Genomic DNA, 15,229 nt, shown 5'->3' with positions numbered 1-15,229 from the left:
TATGAGTATTCAATTTAATGATAAAATACCTGATTTACAGTTGATTACCGCACGTTCGAAGGATGTTGGTGGGCTTCCTGTTGCACGAGTTTTGCCTACAAGGGAGCGTAGGTTAATAGGAGCTTGGTGTTTTCTTGACCACGCGGGCCCGACGGTTTTTAAAGGCGACTCAGAGGGAATGAAGGTATCACCTCATCCTCATACTGCTTTACAAACATTCACTTGGATGATTGAAGGTGAAGTATTGCATCGAGATAGCCTTGGCTATGAACAGGTTATTCGACCAGGGCAGGTTAATTTAATGACAGCAGGTTATGGGATCAGTCATTCTGAAGATACCTATGGAGAGAGCCGCCAGTTACATGCTGTGCAACTGTGGATTGCTTTACCCGAAGCAGTTAAAGATATTTCCCCACGCTTTGACCATTATCCTACATTACCTCGTTGGGCTGAAGGCGAGATCCATTTCCATTTATTAGTTGGGGAATATGGCACTTATAAAGCACCAACATTGACATTTTCACCGTTGATCGGGCTTGATATTATTGCGAAGAAAACAGCCCGACAAGTTTTAACTTTACGACCTGAATTTGAATACGGTATTTTTGCCATAAGTGGAAGTGCTACTATTGAAGGACAGCAAATTAAGAGTAATGAATTAGTTTATTTAGGCAAAAATATAACAGAAATTTCTATAGAGCTAGCTTCAGATAGCCACATTTTATTACTTGGTGGTGAGCCTTTAAATGAGTCAGTACTAATGTGGTGGAATTTTATTGGTCGAACTAAAGCCGATATTCATGCCGCAGTTGAGGAATGGAACCAAGGAAACCCACGTTTTGGTCGTGTTTTTAACGATGAGCGCGAGCTAACACCAGCTCCAATTATGCCATAATCAATTTAAGTAACTCCTTTGTCCTTATTTTATAAAAAAGGAGTTACAGCCATTGCTATTCTCTATTATTTTTTCATATTTATATTTATATTTATATTTGTCTTTAGCCGAAAATGGCTTTGGATTTAATTTAAGACTCATTTTTATACTCATATTATGGGTTCATAACCTGACTTTTATCGAAAAACTGATAATATGTATAAAAAAGGCTATTTTTAAGTCAAAGCAAGCCGTAGCTGTTAGAGGTGGACGATAGAAATGAGTAAAAAATACCCATTGGGAATCGTTTTTTTAAGTTTATTCCCTATTTCTTTTGTATCATTAGCGTTTCAAGAACAGCAATATAACCCAGTCGTGTTTAATCTGGCTCAACTTTATGATTTCAATCCTGTTAGAGGTGCTGTTAAGCAAATAAAATCAGTTGTTTATAATGAAGATAAATCAATTAATTATGAATCAATGTTAAAAATTGGCCATGATGGTTGTGTGGAAAGTTTTACTTTTGATCAAAAGAAAGATGAGTATTTAAATGGTGCTCATAACTATCTTTTTGTAAAACGAGTTAAAAATAAATTGATTGGTAGGGATGTTAGTGGTCCTGTCGAAATGGTGATAGGTGATAACTGTCAAATAATATCTAAAAAAGATTCAAATGGTGAATTAATCTACCAATATAACAAAGATGGCATTATTGCTGGCTCATTGCTTGCTGACACGAAAAAACAATATAGCAAAAATGATTATAATGAATTTAAACTTCCAACAACGATAAAATATTTTAAAGATAATGCACTCATCTCAGAGACTATAGTCACTTATGGGAAAGATATGAGTAAGCCGTTTGATCATACAATGGATATCCGTGCATTGGGACAAACGATATTATTAGTCAATTCTAAGTGCGATTATAATACTAAAAATATTGCCTATAAATGCAACTTTACTTTAAATCTTAATTCGAATGGTAATAATATTAAATTACTAAAAAATAGTATTACTGAAGTCGATTTTTATTAAATATAGGAGATGTTTAATGGCTATTTCTGCAAGAAATCAACTTACAGGTGTTGTTGAGTCGGTTGTTATCGGCTCAGTAAATGATGAAATTATTTTAAATTTAGGTAATGGAGAAAGCATTGCTGCAATCATCACTAAAAACAGCACTAAACAGTTAGGGTTAGAAAAAGGTAAACAAGTAGTTGCGGTGATTAAAGCACCTTGGGTTGTTCTTGTTTCTGATGCACAAGAGTACCAATTTTCAGCACGTAACCAATTCGATGGCAAAGTAGAGTCTATTGAAAAAGGCAGTGTAAACTCAGTCGTTAATGTAAAAACGGATGCAGGAACATTATTATCAGCAGTAGTAACGAATAACAGTACAATTGAAATGGGGTTAGCAGTGAACAGTAAAGTAACTGCCATAGTTAAAGCCTCTTCGGTTATTTTAGCAACCAAAAAGTAATGGTGTTCTTATTTTATAAAAAGCGGCCATTGTAAATGAAGTGGCCGCCTTTTCTATTTCCGACATGAAATTAAGAGCTGACTAGTATCTAATATCTTAATTTTCTTGCCTTTTTTTTCAATCAATTTATCACTGACAAGTTTAGATAGTGTTCGATTTAATTGCCTAACGGAGACTCCTAGCATTGCGGCTAAAGAGTCACGCTTTTCTAATTGAAAACTTTCTCCATTCTGCTTTTCAGCAAAAGTAAGATAGCGTCTTAATTTATATTCAACTGAATATGATGCACTGGAGTGTAACTGTGATGTGTTATAAAGCTTTTTACTAAGGTGCTGACAGATAAATTGCAAAAATAATGGTGAGTAAATTTCTTTTTTTCGGATCATAGATAAAGGTAGCGCAAGTAAGTCTGCATCTGTAACTGCTTGGATCGTATTATAGATACGGTCATTTTCAAGATTGCTTTGAAAAAGTTCTAAATCACCAATTATAGAAAATGTATTTTCAAATGAAAAAATGACTTTGCAACCGTTAGTTTCATAACGTTCAATTTGCAGTTTCCCGTTAACAAGGAAGTAAAGGTGACTGATTTGGCTATCTTGAAATATTAAATATTCTTTGGCCTTTATGTGGATAAGTTTTGTATTTTTGAGAGTTTCGTCAGAAATGATTTTATCAAGTTGATGATGAGTAATAAATTCTGCACGCTTTATTGTAGAGTTTATTGCTTTCATTGTTATAACCATTTTTCGCTTGAAATTATACTTAAATCATACTCGTTTTTTTCATTTAAAAAAGGACATATGTCCTTTTTTAAATGGTAATAACCTTGCTAGCTTATTAAAAAATAACTCGCAGGATATTAACATGAAAGTCCCTTTAAAACCGTCAAGCGTATTTACTAAAAGCATAAAAGCAGCAATTAACATAATGCCAAAAGTTGAACTACACGTACATTTAGATACATGTTTAAGTTTTTCTTATGTTAAACAAACCATTCCAATACTAACGTTTAATGAGTTTAAACAAGGCTTTATTGCACCAGAAAGATGCGAAGATCTTGGCGATTTTCTACGTTGCATTGAACCGCAACTTAATATATTACAGACAAAATCTGCTATTGGGCTAGCAGTTGATGATTTGTTTGAGCAATTAAAAATGGATAATGTAATTTATACAGAAATTCGGTTTGCTCCTTTATTACATACTCAACATGGTCTTTCAAGCCGAGAGGTTGTCGATATAACATTAGATGCGATGAATTCGGCAGTTGTAAAGTACGAAATAGAAGCTGGCTTGATTTTGTGTACTTTGAGGCATTTTACTGCCTCTCAAAGTCTTGAAACGGCAAAATTAGTTGTAGAATATCAATCTCGTGGTGTTGTAGCACTAGATTTAGCTGCCGATGAGGCTCGCTTTTCATTAGACAATCATGAAATTGCATTTAACTATGTCAGAGAGCATGGCGGCAATGTTATCGCACATGCTGGAGAGGCTTTAGGCTATGAAAGTGTGATTGAAACATTAGATAAATTAAAAGTTTCTCGTATAGGACATGGGGTTAGAAGTATTGAAAATTCAAATACGATTGAAAAGCTCAAAGCGTTAAATGTATTACTTGAAGTTTGCCCAAGTTGCAATTTGGTGTGCAATGTCTTTGATAGTATCGAAAACCACCCTATTAATAAGTTGAAACAGCAGGGCGTTAAATTAAGCATAAATACAGATGCGCGAACAGTTGCGGATGTAACATTAAATAAAGAGTACCAATTATTGCATGATATATTTGGTTGGAGTATTGCTGACTTTACTGAGTGTAATGTAAATGCATTACTGGCGAGTTTTATTGCAGAAGAAAAAAGAGCATTGTTAATGAAAGAGCTACTAAATTAATAGAGTTGATAGAAAAAGAAGGAGGTCTTTATCCTCCTTCGCTATTGTGGTTAATTATATGTAATACCATGCAAACTCCAATGATGAGTAATCTCTCTAATGATTAATAAAAAAGCACTGAATTCGCTATTTGTCGGCAATTGTGTTGAATGAATGGGGCTGCCATTAATCACATCGACCAATTCATTAAAAGCGTCTTCAATCTGCGATGTCGTGATAAAGTTACCATTAATATGCCTACTTTCTATCAGTAAATTTAATTTTTTATCATGACTAAAAAGCAATATTTCTCCTGTAGGGAGCTGTTTTTTTATCGGAATAATTGCATTTTCGATATGTTCAATTGCCATTTCAGCTTCATAAGCTGTAATAGGGGAATGCTGAAACGTAAAGCCATTAAAATTCTTAATGCCAATAGGTAAAATTTTTTTATCCGATAGGTAAGATAAAATGGCTTCATTGTCTTGAATATCCAATTGAATATGATTTTTCATTGTGGCCTCATTCATATATGATGATTTCATCATGCTACGCTGGTTAGTATTATCTGTATAGTAAATCCATTAATGTGAATGAATTGTTAATATGTTGCACAACATGGTAATGAGTATAAATTGAAAATTCCCATCTCATGACGTGCTAAAATTCAGCCTTTTCTCGTCAGGAAAAATAAGATGTAATGAAACGATAAAATTGATTGTATTATATTTTGAAGTTACACTATTTTTGCAATATAACAACATGATTAAAGTTAGAAAAGTGTTTTCTAATTTATAGAATAATAAAAGTTAAATTCTAACTTCGAGTTATGATATAAATAGATGAGTTAAAATTATCTATTTATAACAGGGTGAGCTTATGTCAGAAATAAGAATTGTTGCAACAGTAATTGCAAAAGATAATGAAGTTGATTTTGTGAAAGCAGCAACTAAATCAATTGTTGAGCCAAGCAATAAGGATGAAGGTTGTCTTCAGTATGAATTACATCAAGACAATGCTAATCCAAACATTTTTATTTTCTTTGAGATTTGGAAGGACCAAAAATCATTAGATAAACATAATGGAACACAACATTTGAAAGATTTCATTGAGAAGATAGAAGATAAAATTGATTCATTAGATGTGAAATTAATAAGCAAAATTGCATAATATTAATTAATAATGGCTAAATAACAAAAAGGAATACAAATGTATTCCTTTTTAATTTGATTACCCGAAAATTTCGGTGAGATGTGTTTTATAATCGTTGATATATTTTTTAATATTGGGTTCTTTGATCACGTCGTTTACCATAAAGGTTGGGAATTTTTTCAATCCGAGAAATTGTTGTGATTTATGAAAGGCAAAATAGACACCATCAACACCTCGACCATCAAAAAAATTATCAAACTCATCAAATGCATCAAGAGGGGCATTCCAAGTCACCGAAAGCATATATTTTCTTCCATGAAGTAGGCCTCCAGTACCATATTGTTTGCTTGGATCTTGGCGAGTACGACCATCGCTTGTATATAAATGACCATGACCGAGGGTATAAACCTCGTCCATATATTTTTTTACCATCCAAGGCATCATCATCCACCAACCAGGCATTTGGTAAATAATCGTATCGGCCCAAAGAAATTTTTTAACTTCATTATCGATATCGTAGCCCGACTCGATATGGGTTTCTTGCATAGTGTGCCCTAACTCATTTAGCGTGGTTTTGGCTACATCATGTAATGTACGATTAAGCTGGCCTGCCGAGTGAGCAAATGTTTGTCCGCCATTGAGAAGAAGAATTTTCATTTGTATTGCCTTATTCGTTAATTGCTAAGTTATATTTAGGCTAACAAACTAAAATAAAGATAAAAAGTAGAGTAATAAAACAGAGTTTGTTACTTTAATGGATTTTTTGTCTATATTTATGATTTGATTAGGCGAAGTTTAGTCAAATATCACTATAAAGACTATTTTTATAGTTAAAACTATTAATAATAGAGATTATTGATTTTTTAGCAAAAGTCTATTGAGCTTACGGCTATTTTTCTCTGCATTATCCCATCGTATTCTTTGTCGTATTCAAATTGTCGCAGTAATTATGGGTTAGTTCGTAGCGAATGAACATGGACTATCCAGATAATTACCCGTGAAGCTTAATGTAAAAAATTTAAGAAAGGTAACATAATGACGATTCCTGTAATTGGTGTGGGTACATTCCGTTTAAAAGATGATGTCGTGATTGCTTCAGTAAAAAATGCATTAGATGTTGGGTACCGCGCTGTTGATACAGCACAAATTTATGAGAATGAAGCTGCGGTTGGGCAGGCTATTGCAGAAAGTGGCGTTGAGCGCAGCGAGCTTTATATCACAACAAAAATTTGGATTGAGAATTTAAGTAAAGATAAACTTATCCCAAGTCTTAAACAAAGTTTAAGTGATTTGCAAATGGATTATGTGGACTTAACACTAGTGCATTGGCCATCTCCAAATGATGCGGTTTCTGTTGAAGAGTTCATGCAAGCATTATTGGAAGCCAAAAAACAAGGGTTAACACGTGAAATTGGTATTTCTAATTTCACTATTCCATTAATGGAAAAAGCAATCGCGGCAGTCGGTGTTGAAAATATTGCGACAAACCAAATAGAGCTTTCACCTTATCTGCAAAACAAAAAAGTTGTAGAGTGGGCAAAACAACATAATATCCATATTACCTCTTATATGACATTAGCGTATGGCAAAGCATTAAAGGATGAGGTTATTGCGAGTATTGCACAGAAACACAATGCAACATCCGCTCAGGTTATTTTAGCGTGGGCGATTGGTGAAGGGTATTCTGTTATTCCATCATCAACAAAACGTGAAAATTTATTAAGTAACTTGCAAGCAACTCAATTACAATTAGATAGTGACGATAAAGCGGCGATTGCAGCATTAGATTGTAATGATCGCTTAGTTAGCCCAGAAGGTTTAGCGCCAAACTGGGACTAATTGATTATTCTATATGCTCAGAGGCTAGGATTTGTTATGGCCTCTGAATTTCTGCAAGATATTGAGTTAAGCTATCAATAAAAACCCGAATACGCTGGCTGACAACGCGGTCACTGTAATATACGGCATGGAATGGTAAAGGAACAGGCTGCAATTCATCCTTTAATACTTCGACAAATTGGCCATTTTGAATATATTTATTCACCATAAAGTCAGACAAACATGCAATCCCATTTCCAGCTAAACAAAGCTGTCTTAGTGTCTCCCCGCTATTTGATGATATCCCTGCAGTAACTTCCATTAGTTGCCCATCAATGCCTTTAACTGGCCACATATTTAATGATGCAGGTTCAGTAAAGGTCAGGCATGTATGATGCAAAAGATCTTGAGGAGATTTAGGTTCATCATGTTGTTCCAGATAATTTGGCGACGCAATAATCTTGCGATAACTCTTAAATAATGGGCGAGCACGTAAGCTGGAGTCGGTGAGATGCCCTGCCCGAATAGCAACATCAACTTTCCGTTCAATTAAATTAACAAAGGTTTCCGATGAAACTAACGACAAGTGAATGTCTGGATATTGTTTGCGAAAAATAGCAACAAAAGGAATTAATATATGCAATACAATCGGTGTTGCTGCATCAATTCGTAATAGGCCTTTTGGAGAGCTTTGTGTGTCATATAATTCATCTTCTGCCGCTTGCATTTCTTGCAAGATAATTTTCATGCGTTGAAAATAAATTTCGCCCTCTGCAGTTAGGTCAATTTGCCTGGTGGTACGGTTAAGTAAATTGACCCCCAGTTTTTCTTCCAATTTTTTGACTATTCGGCTCACTGCTGAATTTGCTAAATTAAGTTTATCAGCCGCTTTACTAAAGCTTTTTTGTTCTACCACTTCTATAAATACACGGGCTTCTTCAGATGTTGCTCTCATAATAATTTTATTAGCCAATAAGATGATAGAAAAGGTGACTATTATAGTAACAGCAATAGGTCTTAAAATTTAAACTAAAAGTTTAAGAGAATGGAGTTTTATTAGCTTAAAAGCTAATCATATTGAATCATAACCTATCGCTTTTCTTAAAAGAATTTTTAGTGCTTCAGTGTAATTTTCCTTGTGAATTGCATGTTTCGCTAATTAGCACGATAAAAGCCTTAGCCTTTACTAGGGACGTGTTTTCTCCTTGATTGAGTTAGTGGATGCTTCCTTGGATGATTGCGCTGCAGAATGTATTTTTTGTCTTACCGATTGCAAGACGTATTTCACTGATATTAGTGAAAACCACATAACAGTGTTGATGAAATTTGCTAATATCAAGGTGAAATTTATGGGGACTATTTTGAATGGGTTTTTATGTCGATAAAAATTATTGCTTTATTCTTTATCACTGCGTTGGCTGAAATTGCAGGCTGTTACTTTCCTTATCTTTGGATGAAAAAGCAAGGTGGGGCTTGGCTATTGATCCCTGCGGCGTTAAGTTTAATGCTATTTGTCTGGTTATTGACATTGCATCCGGAAGCAAGTGGCCGAATTTATGCTACTTATGGCGGGATATATATTGCAACCGCATTAGTTTGGCTGAAAGTGGTTGATGGTGTGTCTCTTACCGTGACTGACTGGGTAGGTGCTCTAGTTGTGCTCCTTGGAGCAGGGATCATAATTAGTGGTTGGAAATAGACGATAGTGTTATCACGTCACCTTGAAAAAAAATATTTGTTTATTTTAAGATGACGTGCATTTAAGGCGATCACAAAATGATTCCTTTATGTTTATTTCATCAGATAAGTACTAAATCTATATTTAAATTAAATTTAAAATTTATTTTTTCTAAAAAATAGACGTATTCTCTTTTACGAAATGTTAATTGAAATGGAATTTAACTAAAATAGTTTAAATGTAACATTTGATCTAAATCAATTTAACAATAAATACTCTATTGGTAGTAATTTTAATTGATGTTTAACTACTCAGTTAATATTAATTAAACTTTTATTTTCACTTTCATTGATTTTAGGCAATATCTAATCATATTAGGCTGCTATTCTCTCACCGATTTATACAAAAAATATAAAGAGGTAGCAATGAACGTTAGTCGCAGAAAGTTTTTTAAAATCTGCGCTGGCGGGATGGCAGGTACAACTGTAGCTGCGTTAGGTTTTATGCCTGGAATGGCAATAGCTAATGTACGTGAATATAAATTACTTCGCTCTAAAGAGACGCGTAATACTTGTACCTACTGTTCTGTCGGTTGTGGATTACTAATATATAGCATGGGCGATGGCGCCATGAATGCTAAATCCGCGATATTCCATGTCGAAGGTGACTCAGACCACCCGGTAAACCGTGGTGCTTTATGCCCTAAAGGGGCTGGTCTGCTCGATTATATCCAAAGCGAAAATCGTTTACGTTATCCTGAATATAGAGCACCAGGCTCTGATAAATGGGAGCGCATTAGTTGGGATGATGCCTTCACACGCATTGCACGCTTAATGAAAGATGACCGCGATGCGAATTTCATCGAAAAAAATGCTGAAGGAACAACAGTAAACCGTTGGTTATCAACAGGGATGCTTTGCGCATCAGCTGCCAGTAACGAAACGGGAATGTTGACACAAAAATTCGCCAGATCGCTAGGAATGCTAGCGGTTGACAACCAAGCGCGTGTCTGACACGGACCAACGGTAGCAAGTCTTGCTCCAACATTTGGTCGCGGTGCGATGACCAACCACTGGGTTGATATCAAAAATGCCGATGTTGTCGTCGTTATGGGCGGTAATGCTGCGGAAGCACACCCTGTTGGGTTCCGTTGGGCAATTGAAGCGAAAAATAATAATGATGCCACACTGATTGTCATAGACCCGCGTTTTACGCGTACCGCATCAGTTGCTGACCATTATGTCCCAATTCGTTCAGGTACCGATATTACCTTTTTATCGGGCGTTTTGCTGTACCTGATTGAAAATCAAAAAATCAATGCTGAATATGTTCAGAACTATACCAATGCATCATTGATTGTTAGAGACGATTTTGACTTTAACGATGGCTTATTTAGTGGCTATGACGCTGATAAGCGTAGTTATGACAAAACCAGTTGGAACTATAAGTTTGATGAAAATGGTCACGCATTACGCGATGACACTTTACAAGACCCACGTTGCGTGTGGAATTTACTTCACAAACACGTATCACGCTATACGCCTGATATCGTTGAGCAAATTTGTGGAACACCAAAAGCCGATTTCTTGAAAGTTTGTGAGATTTTAGCCACAACAAGCGCGGCAGATAAAGCCGGGACTTTCCTGTATGCGTTAGGTTGGACACAACATACTGTTGGTGCACAAAATATTCGTACCATGGCCATGATCCAGTTACTGCTAGGTAACATGGGGGTTGCTGGTGGTGGCGTGAACGCGTTACGTGGGCACTCGAATATTCAAGGCTTAACAGATTTAGGGTTACTATCAACCAGTTTACCGGGTTACTTGACACTACCTTCTGAAAAACATCAGAACATTGATAGCTACCTTACTGCGAATACGCCAAAAGCGACATTGCCAAATCAGGTAAATTTCTGGAGCAACTATCCTAAGTTCTTTGTGAGTTTGATGAAGTCTTTCTATGGGGATTCCGCTCAAGCTGAGAACCAATGGGGTTATGACTGGTTACCTAAATGGGACCAAGCTTATGATGTGATGAAGTATTTTGACATGATGAGCAAAGACCAAGTGACTGGCTATATCTGTCAAGGGTTTAACCCAGTAGCGTCATTCCCTGATAAAAATAAAGTGGTTAGCTGCCTTAGTAAGTTGAAATACCTGATTGTTGTCGACCCGTTAGTCACTGAAACGGCTAATTTCTGGCAAAATCATGGTGAGATGAATGACGTTGATACAGCTTCGATTCAAACCGAAGTGTTCCGTTTACCATCCACTTGTTTTGCGGAAGAAGATGGTTCGATAGCCAACTCAGGCCGTTGGTTACAATGGCACTGGCAAGCGGCAGATGCTCCAGGTGAAGCGCGTAATGATGGCCAAATATTGACCGGTATTCTGTATAAAATCCGTGAACTGTATGAGAAAGAAGGCGGCCAAGGCCAAGATCCTCTGATGCAAATGAAATGGAATTATAAACAACAATTCCATCCGGAATCAGAAGAAGTGGCGAAAGAAAACAACGGTGTTGCACTGGTTGATCTTTATGATGCCGATGGCAATTTACAAGCGAAAAAAGGCGAACTACTCAGCTCATTTGCTTTATTGCGTGCAGATGGTTCAACGGCATCTTCTTGCTGGATTTACACTGGTAGCTGGACTGAGAAAGGCAACCAGATGGCAAATCGTGATAATAGCGACCCATCCGGTATCGGTAATACACTTGGTTGGGCATGGGCATGGCCTCTGAACCGCCGTGTGATTTATAACCGTGCTTCTTGTGACACCCAAGGTAAACCGTGGAATAAAGACCGCGTGCTTATCGAGTGGAATGGTAAAAAATGGGTCGGTAATGATATTCCTGACTTCAATGCTTCTGCTCCTGAAGTCGGAACTGGGCCATTCATCATGCAACCAGAAGGTTTAGGTCGTTTATTTGCCATCGATAAGATGGCTGAAGGGCCATTCCCTGAGCACTATGAGCCATTTGAAACACCACTTGGCACTAACCCGTTGCACCCGAATGTGGTTTCTAACCCAGCGGCGCGGATTTTTGATGAAGACAAGAAACGTCTTGGCGACCACAAAGATTTCCCTTATGTCGGAACCACATACCGTTTAACAGAGCATTTCCATACGTGGACTAAGCATGCTCGCTTGAACGCAATTGCTCAGCCTGAGCAATTTGTTGAGATCAGCGAAACATTAGCAAAAGCCAAAGGAATTGCGTTAGGCGATAAGGTCAAAGTCAGCAGTAAACGTGGGTTTATCAAGGCTGTTGCAGTTGTCACTCCTAGATTACAAACGCTGATGGTGGATGGCAAACCAATTGAAACAGTTGGACTACCTATTCACTGGGGCTTTGAAGGCGCGACTCAAAAAGGGTTTATCACCAATACGTTAACGCCGTCTGTCGGCGATGCTAACTCTCAGACACCTGAGTATAAGGCATTCTTAGTTAACATTGAGAAGGCGTAAGGGAGGGAACATGTCCATGCAATCTCAAGACATTATTAAACGTTCCGCGACCAATAGCATTACGCCTCCGCCACAAGCGCGTGATGATAAGCTTGAAGTCTGTAAGCTCATTGATGTGTCATCTTGTATCGGCTGTAAAGCTTGTCAAGTGGCATGTTCTGAGTGGAATGATATCCGTGACGAAGTTGGTCATTGCGTTGGGGTTTATGATAACCCAACGGATTTAAGCGCAAAATCGTGGACGGTGATGCGTTTTAGCGAAACCACTGAAATGGGTAAGCTAGAATGGTTGATCCGTAAAGATGGCTGTATGCACTGTACCGACCCTGGATGTTTGAAATCTTGCCCATCAGCTGGAGCAATCATTCAGTACGCAAATGGTATTGTGGATTTCCAATCAGAGCACTGTATTGGTTGTGGTTATTGTATCGCGGGTTGCCCATTCAACATTCCTCGATTAAACCCGAAAGACAATCGAGTGTACAAGTGTACCTTGTGCGTTGATAGGGTGAGTGTTGGTCAAGAGCCAGCATGTGTGAAAACTTGTCCAACGGGGGCTATCCGTTTCGGCACGAAAAAAGAGATGTTGGAATACGGTGCAGAGCGCGTAACTAAATTGCAAAATCGGGGGTATGCGCAAGCGGGAATTTATGATCCTGAAGGTGTGGGTGGTACGCATGTTGTTTATGTGCTTCACCATGCTGACAAACCTGAACTGTATCATGGCCTGCCTAAAGACCCACAAATTGATACGCCAATTAATCTGTGGCAGGGCATCTTGAAACCACTTTCTGTCGTTGGATTTATCGCGACCTTTGCAGGGTTGATTTTCCACTATGTGGGAATTGGTCCAAACAAAGAAGTGAGTGATGAAGAGGAGAAAGATGACCATGAGTAAGAAAAGCAAAATGATTGTGCGGACAAAGTTTATTGACCGCGCGTGTCACTGGACGGTTGTCATCAGCTTCTTCTTGGTTGCTTTGTCGGGGATCGCGTTATTTTTCCCAACATTGAAATGGTTGACGGAAACCTTTGGTACACCGCAAATGGGACGGATTTTACATCCCTTCTTTGGTGTGTTGATTTTCGTTGTGCTGATGTTTATGTTTGTTCGCTTTGTGAAACACAATATTCCAGATAAGAAAGACTTACCTTGGATTAAAAATATTGTCGAAGTATTGAAGGGTAATGAACATGAAGTGGCTGATGTAGGTAAATATAACGCCGGTCAAAAAATGATGTTCTGGAGCATCATGAGCCTGATTTTTGTGCTCTTGATAACTGGTATTATCATTTGGCGCCCTTATTTTGCACATTTATTCCCAATGTGGGTTGTGCGGTGGGGGTTGTTGATTCATGCCGTTGCTGCGATTGTATTGATCCATGCCATTTTAATTCATATGTACATGGCATTCTGGGTTAAAGGTTCAATCAACGGAATGATCGAAGGGAAAGTTAGCCGCCGTTGGGCGCGAAAACATCACCCTCGTTGGTACCGTGACGTAGAAGCGAAAGAAGCCAAAGCCGAAGCTGAAAGTAAAAAATAATTTACGCAGTAGGTGCTAAATAACATTAAGCCATCACATTGTGATGGCTTAGGTTGTTGACAAAGCGGGATAAAAGCGTGGTTTTTCCCACTTTGTGTTATCAGCCGAAAATCAATAAATTGATTTTCCTAATTTATTTTCAAAACCTATTAGATTTGCAGCTAAACATAATATGTTTGGCTGCAAATCTGAGCCATCACATTGTGATGGCTTTTTTGTGGGTATTTGGGCTTATATGGTTTCTTATTGATGAGATTTGTTTAAAAAGTCACTGGCCTTGATGCGATACAACACATGCTCTTGCAACCAATGGCCATCAGGGAGTGCTGGGTGATAAAAGTTATTTAGTTGTTTTATCATTCCTAGTCTTTTCATTACGGATTCTGATGGTGAATTAACCACTGCCGTAAATGCAACCAGTTCGGGCAGATTTAGTTTATCAAAAGCATATTCGATGACACGACTCGCTCCTTCAGTGGCATAGCCGTGGTGCCAATATTCCGGTAACAGACGCCAACTTAATTCGATACAAGGGGAAAAAGGTAAATTAGAGGCGGGAATATTTAAACCAATAAACCCAATGAATTGTCTATTGGATTTTAATTCAACAGCCCATAATCCCCATCCTCCTTGTTGAGCAAATTTATCTATGATGGCTTGCATAAATTGTGCATTTTGCTGCTCATTAAGCACAGAAGGAAAATAATGCATGACATCGGGATGGCTATTCATTTGGTAAAATGACTGTTTATCTTCTTCTTGCCACCCACGTAGCCGTAAACGTATTGTTTCTAACTCAATGATTTTCATGGCTACTTTTTATTAAGACGCATATGAAGAATAGGGAATGGATTACCTTCGCCGTCTAATTCAGAACGTGCATATTGTGTAAAACCCATATGTTGATAGAACCCGATAGCTTGAGGATTTTGTTCGTTAACATCCAACTCAGTAATGCCTAAGGTATCAATGGCATATTGAAGCAGTTTTTTCCCTGTACCTTGGCCTCTACTTTCTTGGGAAATAAACAACATTTCAAGGCGGTGTTTATCGCACCCTAGAAAACCGGTCATATTGCCTGCGCTATTGAATGTCACAAAAACAGCTAAATACGGCAAATAAATATCTTTGATAGCAATTTTTAGTTCAGCAATTTTTTCTTCAGTTAAAAAATGGTGAGTTGCTCTCACTGAAGACTCCCAAACACGAATAATATCATCATCGTGTGCACGTGTTGCGCTTTGGACTATCATTATATTATCTCCGTGTATTGATTGGAAAATCTTAACTGCTGGTTTTCTTCTGTCAATCGTTTGTTTTTAATTTACCTTA

At 37.5% G+C, this 15,229-nt stretch carries 16 protein-coding genes; 10 read left to right on the top strand and 6 right to left on the bottom strand.

What is annotated here, in order from left to right; all coding sequences use genetic code 11:
- The first annotated feature begins 1 nt into the window (after window position 1).
- The 3 genes from P3L37_RS12525 to P3L37_RS12515 all read left to right on the top strand — a co-directional run bounded on the left by P3L37_RS12525 (window position 2) and on the right by P3L37_RS12515 (window position 2,357).
- The gene (locus P3L37_RS12525) at window positions 2-895 is read left to right on the top strand and encodes a pirin family protein (RefSeq protein WP_222959836.1); all 894 of its coding nucleotides are present in this window, start codon (window positions 2-4) and stop codon (window positions 893-895) included.
- A 258-nt stretch (window positions 896-1,153) separates the two neighbouring features.
- Window positions 1,154-1,912 (top strand): YnfC family lipoprotein, encoded by a 759-nt coding sequence (locus tag P3L37_RS12520; protein WP_004909690.1) that lies wholly within the window; start codon window positions 1,154-1,156, stop codon window positions 1,910-1,912.
- Between the two features lie 16 nt (window positions 1,913-1,928).
- Window positions 1,929-2,357, top strand: a complete 429-nt coding sequence (locus P3L37_RS12515; protein ID WP_109911076.1) for a molybdopterin-binding protein — start codon at window positions 1,929-1,931, stop codon at window positions 2,355-2,357.
- Window positions 2,358-2,410: 53 nt separating this feature from the next.
- On the opposite strand, the gene P3L37_RS12510 is transcribed toward P3L37_RS12515, so the two are convergent.
- A complete protein-coding gene (locus tag P3L37_RS12510) occupies window positions 2,411-3,091 on the bottom strand; it encodes a Crp/Fnr family transcriptional regulator (RefSeq protein WP_162598817.1) in 681 nt (226 codons plus the stop codon).
- Window positions 3,092-3,224: 133 nt separating this feature from the next.
- On the opposite strand from P3L37_RS12510, the gene add reads away from it, so the two are divergent.
- Window positions 3,225-4,250, top strand: a complete 1,026-nt coding sequence (gene add / locus P3L37_RS12505) for an adenosine deaminase (RefSeq protein ID WP_196718669.1) — start codon at window positions 3,225-3,227, stop codon at window positions 4,248-4,250.
- Window positions 4,251-4,300: 50 nt separating this feature from the next.
- Here add and P3L37_RS12500 read toward each other — a convergent pair whose 3' ends face one another.
- A complete protein-coding gene (locus P3L37_RS12500; RefSeq protein WP_110731836.1) occupies window positions 4,301-4,744 on the bottom strand; it encodes a hypothetical protein in 444 nt (147 codons plus the stop codon).
- 364 nt (window positions 4,745-5,108) lie between these two features.
- Here P3L37_RS12500 and P3L37_RS12495 point away from each other — a divergent pair, with 364 nt between their 5' ends.
- Window positions 5,109-5,399 (top strand): putative quinol monooxygenase, encoded by a 291-nt coding sequence (locus tag P3L37_RS12495; protein ID WP_004909705.1) that lies wholly within the window; start codon window positions 5,109-5,111, stop codon window positions 5,397-5,399.
- Between the two features lie 60 nt (window positions 5,400-5,459).
- On the opposite strand, the gene P3L37_RS12490 is transcribed toward P3L37_RS12495, so the two are convergent.
- The gene (locus P3L37_RS12490; RefSeq protein WP_004909707.1) at window positions 5,460-6,038 is read right to left on the bottom strand and encodes an NAD(P)H-dependent oxidoreductase; all 579 of its coding nucleotides are present in this window, start codon (window positions 6,036-6,038) and stop codon (window positions 5,460-5,462) included.
- Window positions 6,039-6,416: 378 nt separating this feature from the next.
- On the opposite strand from P3L37_RS12490, the gene dkgB reads away from it, so the two are divergent.
- Window positions 6,417-7,220 (top strand): 2,5-didehydrogluconate reductase DkgB, encoded by an 804-nt coding sequence (gene dkgB / locus P3L37_RS12485; RefSeq protein ID WP_109911079.1) that lies wholly within the window; start codon window positions 6,417-6,419, stop codon window positions 7,218-7,220.
- A gap of 34 nt (window positions 7,221-7,254) precedes the next feature.
- Here dkgB and yafC read toward each other — a convergent pair whose 3' ends face one another.
- Window positions 7,255-8,154 carry a DNA-binding transcriptional regulator YafC gene (gene yafC, locus P3L37_RS12480; RefSeq protein ID WP_004909711.1) on the bottom strand — a complete coding sequence of 300 codons (900 nt, stop codon included), beginning with the start codon at window positions 8,152-8,154 and terminating at the stop codon, window positions 7,255-7,257.
- Window positions 8,155-8,574: 420 nt separating this feature from the next.
- On the opposite strand from yafC, the gene P3L37_RS12475 reads away from it, so the two are divergent.
- The 4 genes from P3L37_RS12475 (at window position 8,575) to fdnI (ending at window position 13,897) form a co-directional block, all read left to right on the top strand.
- Window positions 8,575-8,898: a YnfA family protein gene (locus P3L37_RS12475; protein WP_004909715.1), complete on the top strand. Its 324-nt coding sequence runs from the start codon at window positions 8,575-8,577 to the stop codon at window positions 8,896-8,898.
- 404 nt (window positions 8,899-9,302) lie between these two features.
- Window positions 9,303-12,350, top strand: a complete 3,048-nt coding sequence (gene fdnG / locus P3L37_RS12470; protein ID WP_117162065.1) for a formate dehydrogenase-N subunit alpha — start codon at window positions 9,303-9,305, stop codon at window positions 12,348-12,350.
- A gap of 10 nt (window positions 12,351-12,360) precedes the next feature.
- Window positions 12,361-13,248, top strand: a complete 888-nt coding sequence (gene fdxH, locus P3L37_RS12465) for a formate dehydrogenase subunit beta (RefSeq protein ID WP_004909723.1) — start codon at window positions 12,361-12,363, stop codon at window positions 13,246-13,248.
- Window positions 13,241-13,897 (top strand): formate dehydrogenase-N subunit gamma, encoded by a 657-nt coding sequence (gene fdnI / locus P3L37_RS12460; protein WP_110732274.1) that lies wholly within the window; start codon window positions 13,241-13,243, stop codon window positions 13,895-13,897. The genes fdxH and fdnI overlap by 8 nt, the downstream gene beginning before the upstream one ends.
- 243 nt (window positions 13,898-14,140) lie before the next feature.
- Here fdnI and P3L37_RS12455 read toward each other — a convergent pair whose 3' ends face one another.
- Complete coding sequence (locus P3L37_RS12455; protein WP_109911080.1) at window positions 14,141-14,707, bottom strand: GNAT family N-acetyltransferase; 567 nt, start codon at window positions 14,705-14,707, stop codon at window positions 14,141-14,143.
- Window positions 14,708-14,709: 2 nt separating this feature from the next.
- Entirely contained in the window at window positions 14,710-15,150 is a 441-nt protein-coding gene (locus P3L37_RS12450) for a GNAT family N-acetyltransferase (protein WP_004909731.1), read from the bottom strand.
- Window positions 15,151-15,229: the final 79 nt, after the last annotated feature.

The organism is Providencia sp. PROV114 (genome assembly GCF_032704305.1).
In the GTDB taxonomy this organism is placed as follows: domain Bacteria; phylum Pseudomonadota; class Gammaproteobacteria; order Enterobacterales; family Enterobacteriaceae; genus Providencia; species Providencia rettgeri.
Note: the sequence above shows the minus strand (reverse complement) of the source record. Positions and strands in the feature narration are given on the sequence as shown.

Bases quoted from the DNA above. Each gene is read 5' to 3' on its own strand.
- fdnI (WP_110732274.1), top strand. From the start codon at position 13,241: ATGAGTAAGAAAAGCAAAATGATTGTGCGGACAAAGTTTATTGACCGC.
- add (WP_196718669.1), top strand. From the start codon at position 3,225: ATGAAAGTCCCTTTAAAACCGTCAAGCGTATTTACTAAAAGCATAAAA.
- P3L37_RS12500 (WP_110731836.1), bottom strand. From the start codon at position 4,744: ATGAAAAATCATATTCAATTGGATATTCAAGACAATGAAGCCATTTTA.
- P3L37_RS12525 (WP_222959836.1), top strand. From the start codon at position 2: ATGAGTATTCAATTTAATGATAAAATACCTGATTTACAGTTGATTACC.
- P3L37_RS12490 (WP_004909707.1), bottom strand. From the start codon at position 6,038: ATGAAAATTCTTCTTCTCAATGGCGGACAAACATTTGCTCACTCGGCA.
- P3L37_RS12495 (WP_004909705.1), top strand. From the start codon at position 5,109: ATGTCAGAAATAAGAATTGTTGCAACAGTAATTGCAAAAGATAATGAA.
- P3L37_RS12520 (WP_004909690.1), top strand. From the start codon at position 1,154: ATGAGTAAAAAATACCCATTGGGAATCGTTTTTTTAAGTTTATTCCCT.
- P3L37_RS12515 (WP_109911076.1), top strand. From the start codon at position 1,929: ATGGCTATTTCTGCAAGAAATCAACTTACAGGTGTTGTTGAGTCGGTT.
- P3L37_RS12455 (WP_109911080.1), bottom strand. From the start codon at position 14,707: ATGAAAATCATTGAGTTAGAAACAATACGTTTACGGCTACGTGGGTGG.
- P3L37_RS12475 (WP_004909715.1), top strand. From the start codon at position 8,575: ATGTCGATAAAAATTATTGCTTTATTCTTTATCACTGCGTTGGCTGAA.
- dkgB (WP_109911079.1), top strand. From the start codon at position 6,417: ATGACGATTCCTGTAATTGGTGTGGGTACATTCCGTTTAAAAGATGAT.
- P3L37_RS12450 (WP_004909731.1), bottom strand. From the start codon at position 15,150: ATGATAGTCCAAAGCGCAACACGTGCACACGATGATGATATTATTCGT.
- P3L37_RS12510 (WP_162598817.1), bottom strand. From the start codon at position 3,091: ATGAAAGCAATAAACTCTACAATAAAGCGTGCAGAATTTATTACTCAT.
- yafC (WP_004909711.1), bottom strand. From the start codon at position 8,154: ATGAGAGCAACATCTGAAGAAGCCCGTGTATTTATAGAAGTGGTAGAA.
- fdxH (WP_004909723.1), top strand. From the start codon at position 12,361: ATGTCCATGCAATCTCAAGACATTATTAAACGTTCCGCGACCAATAGC.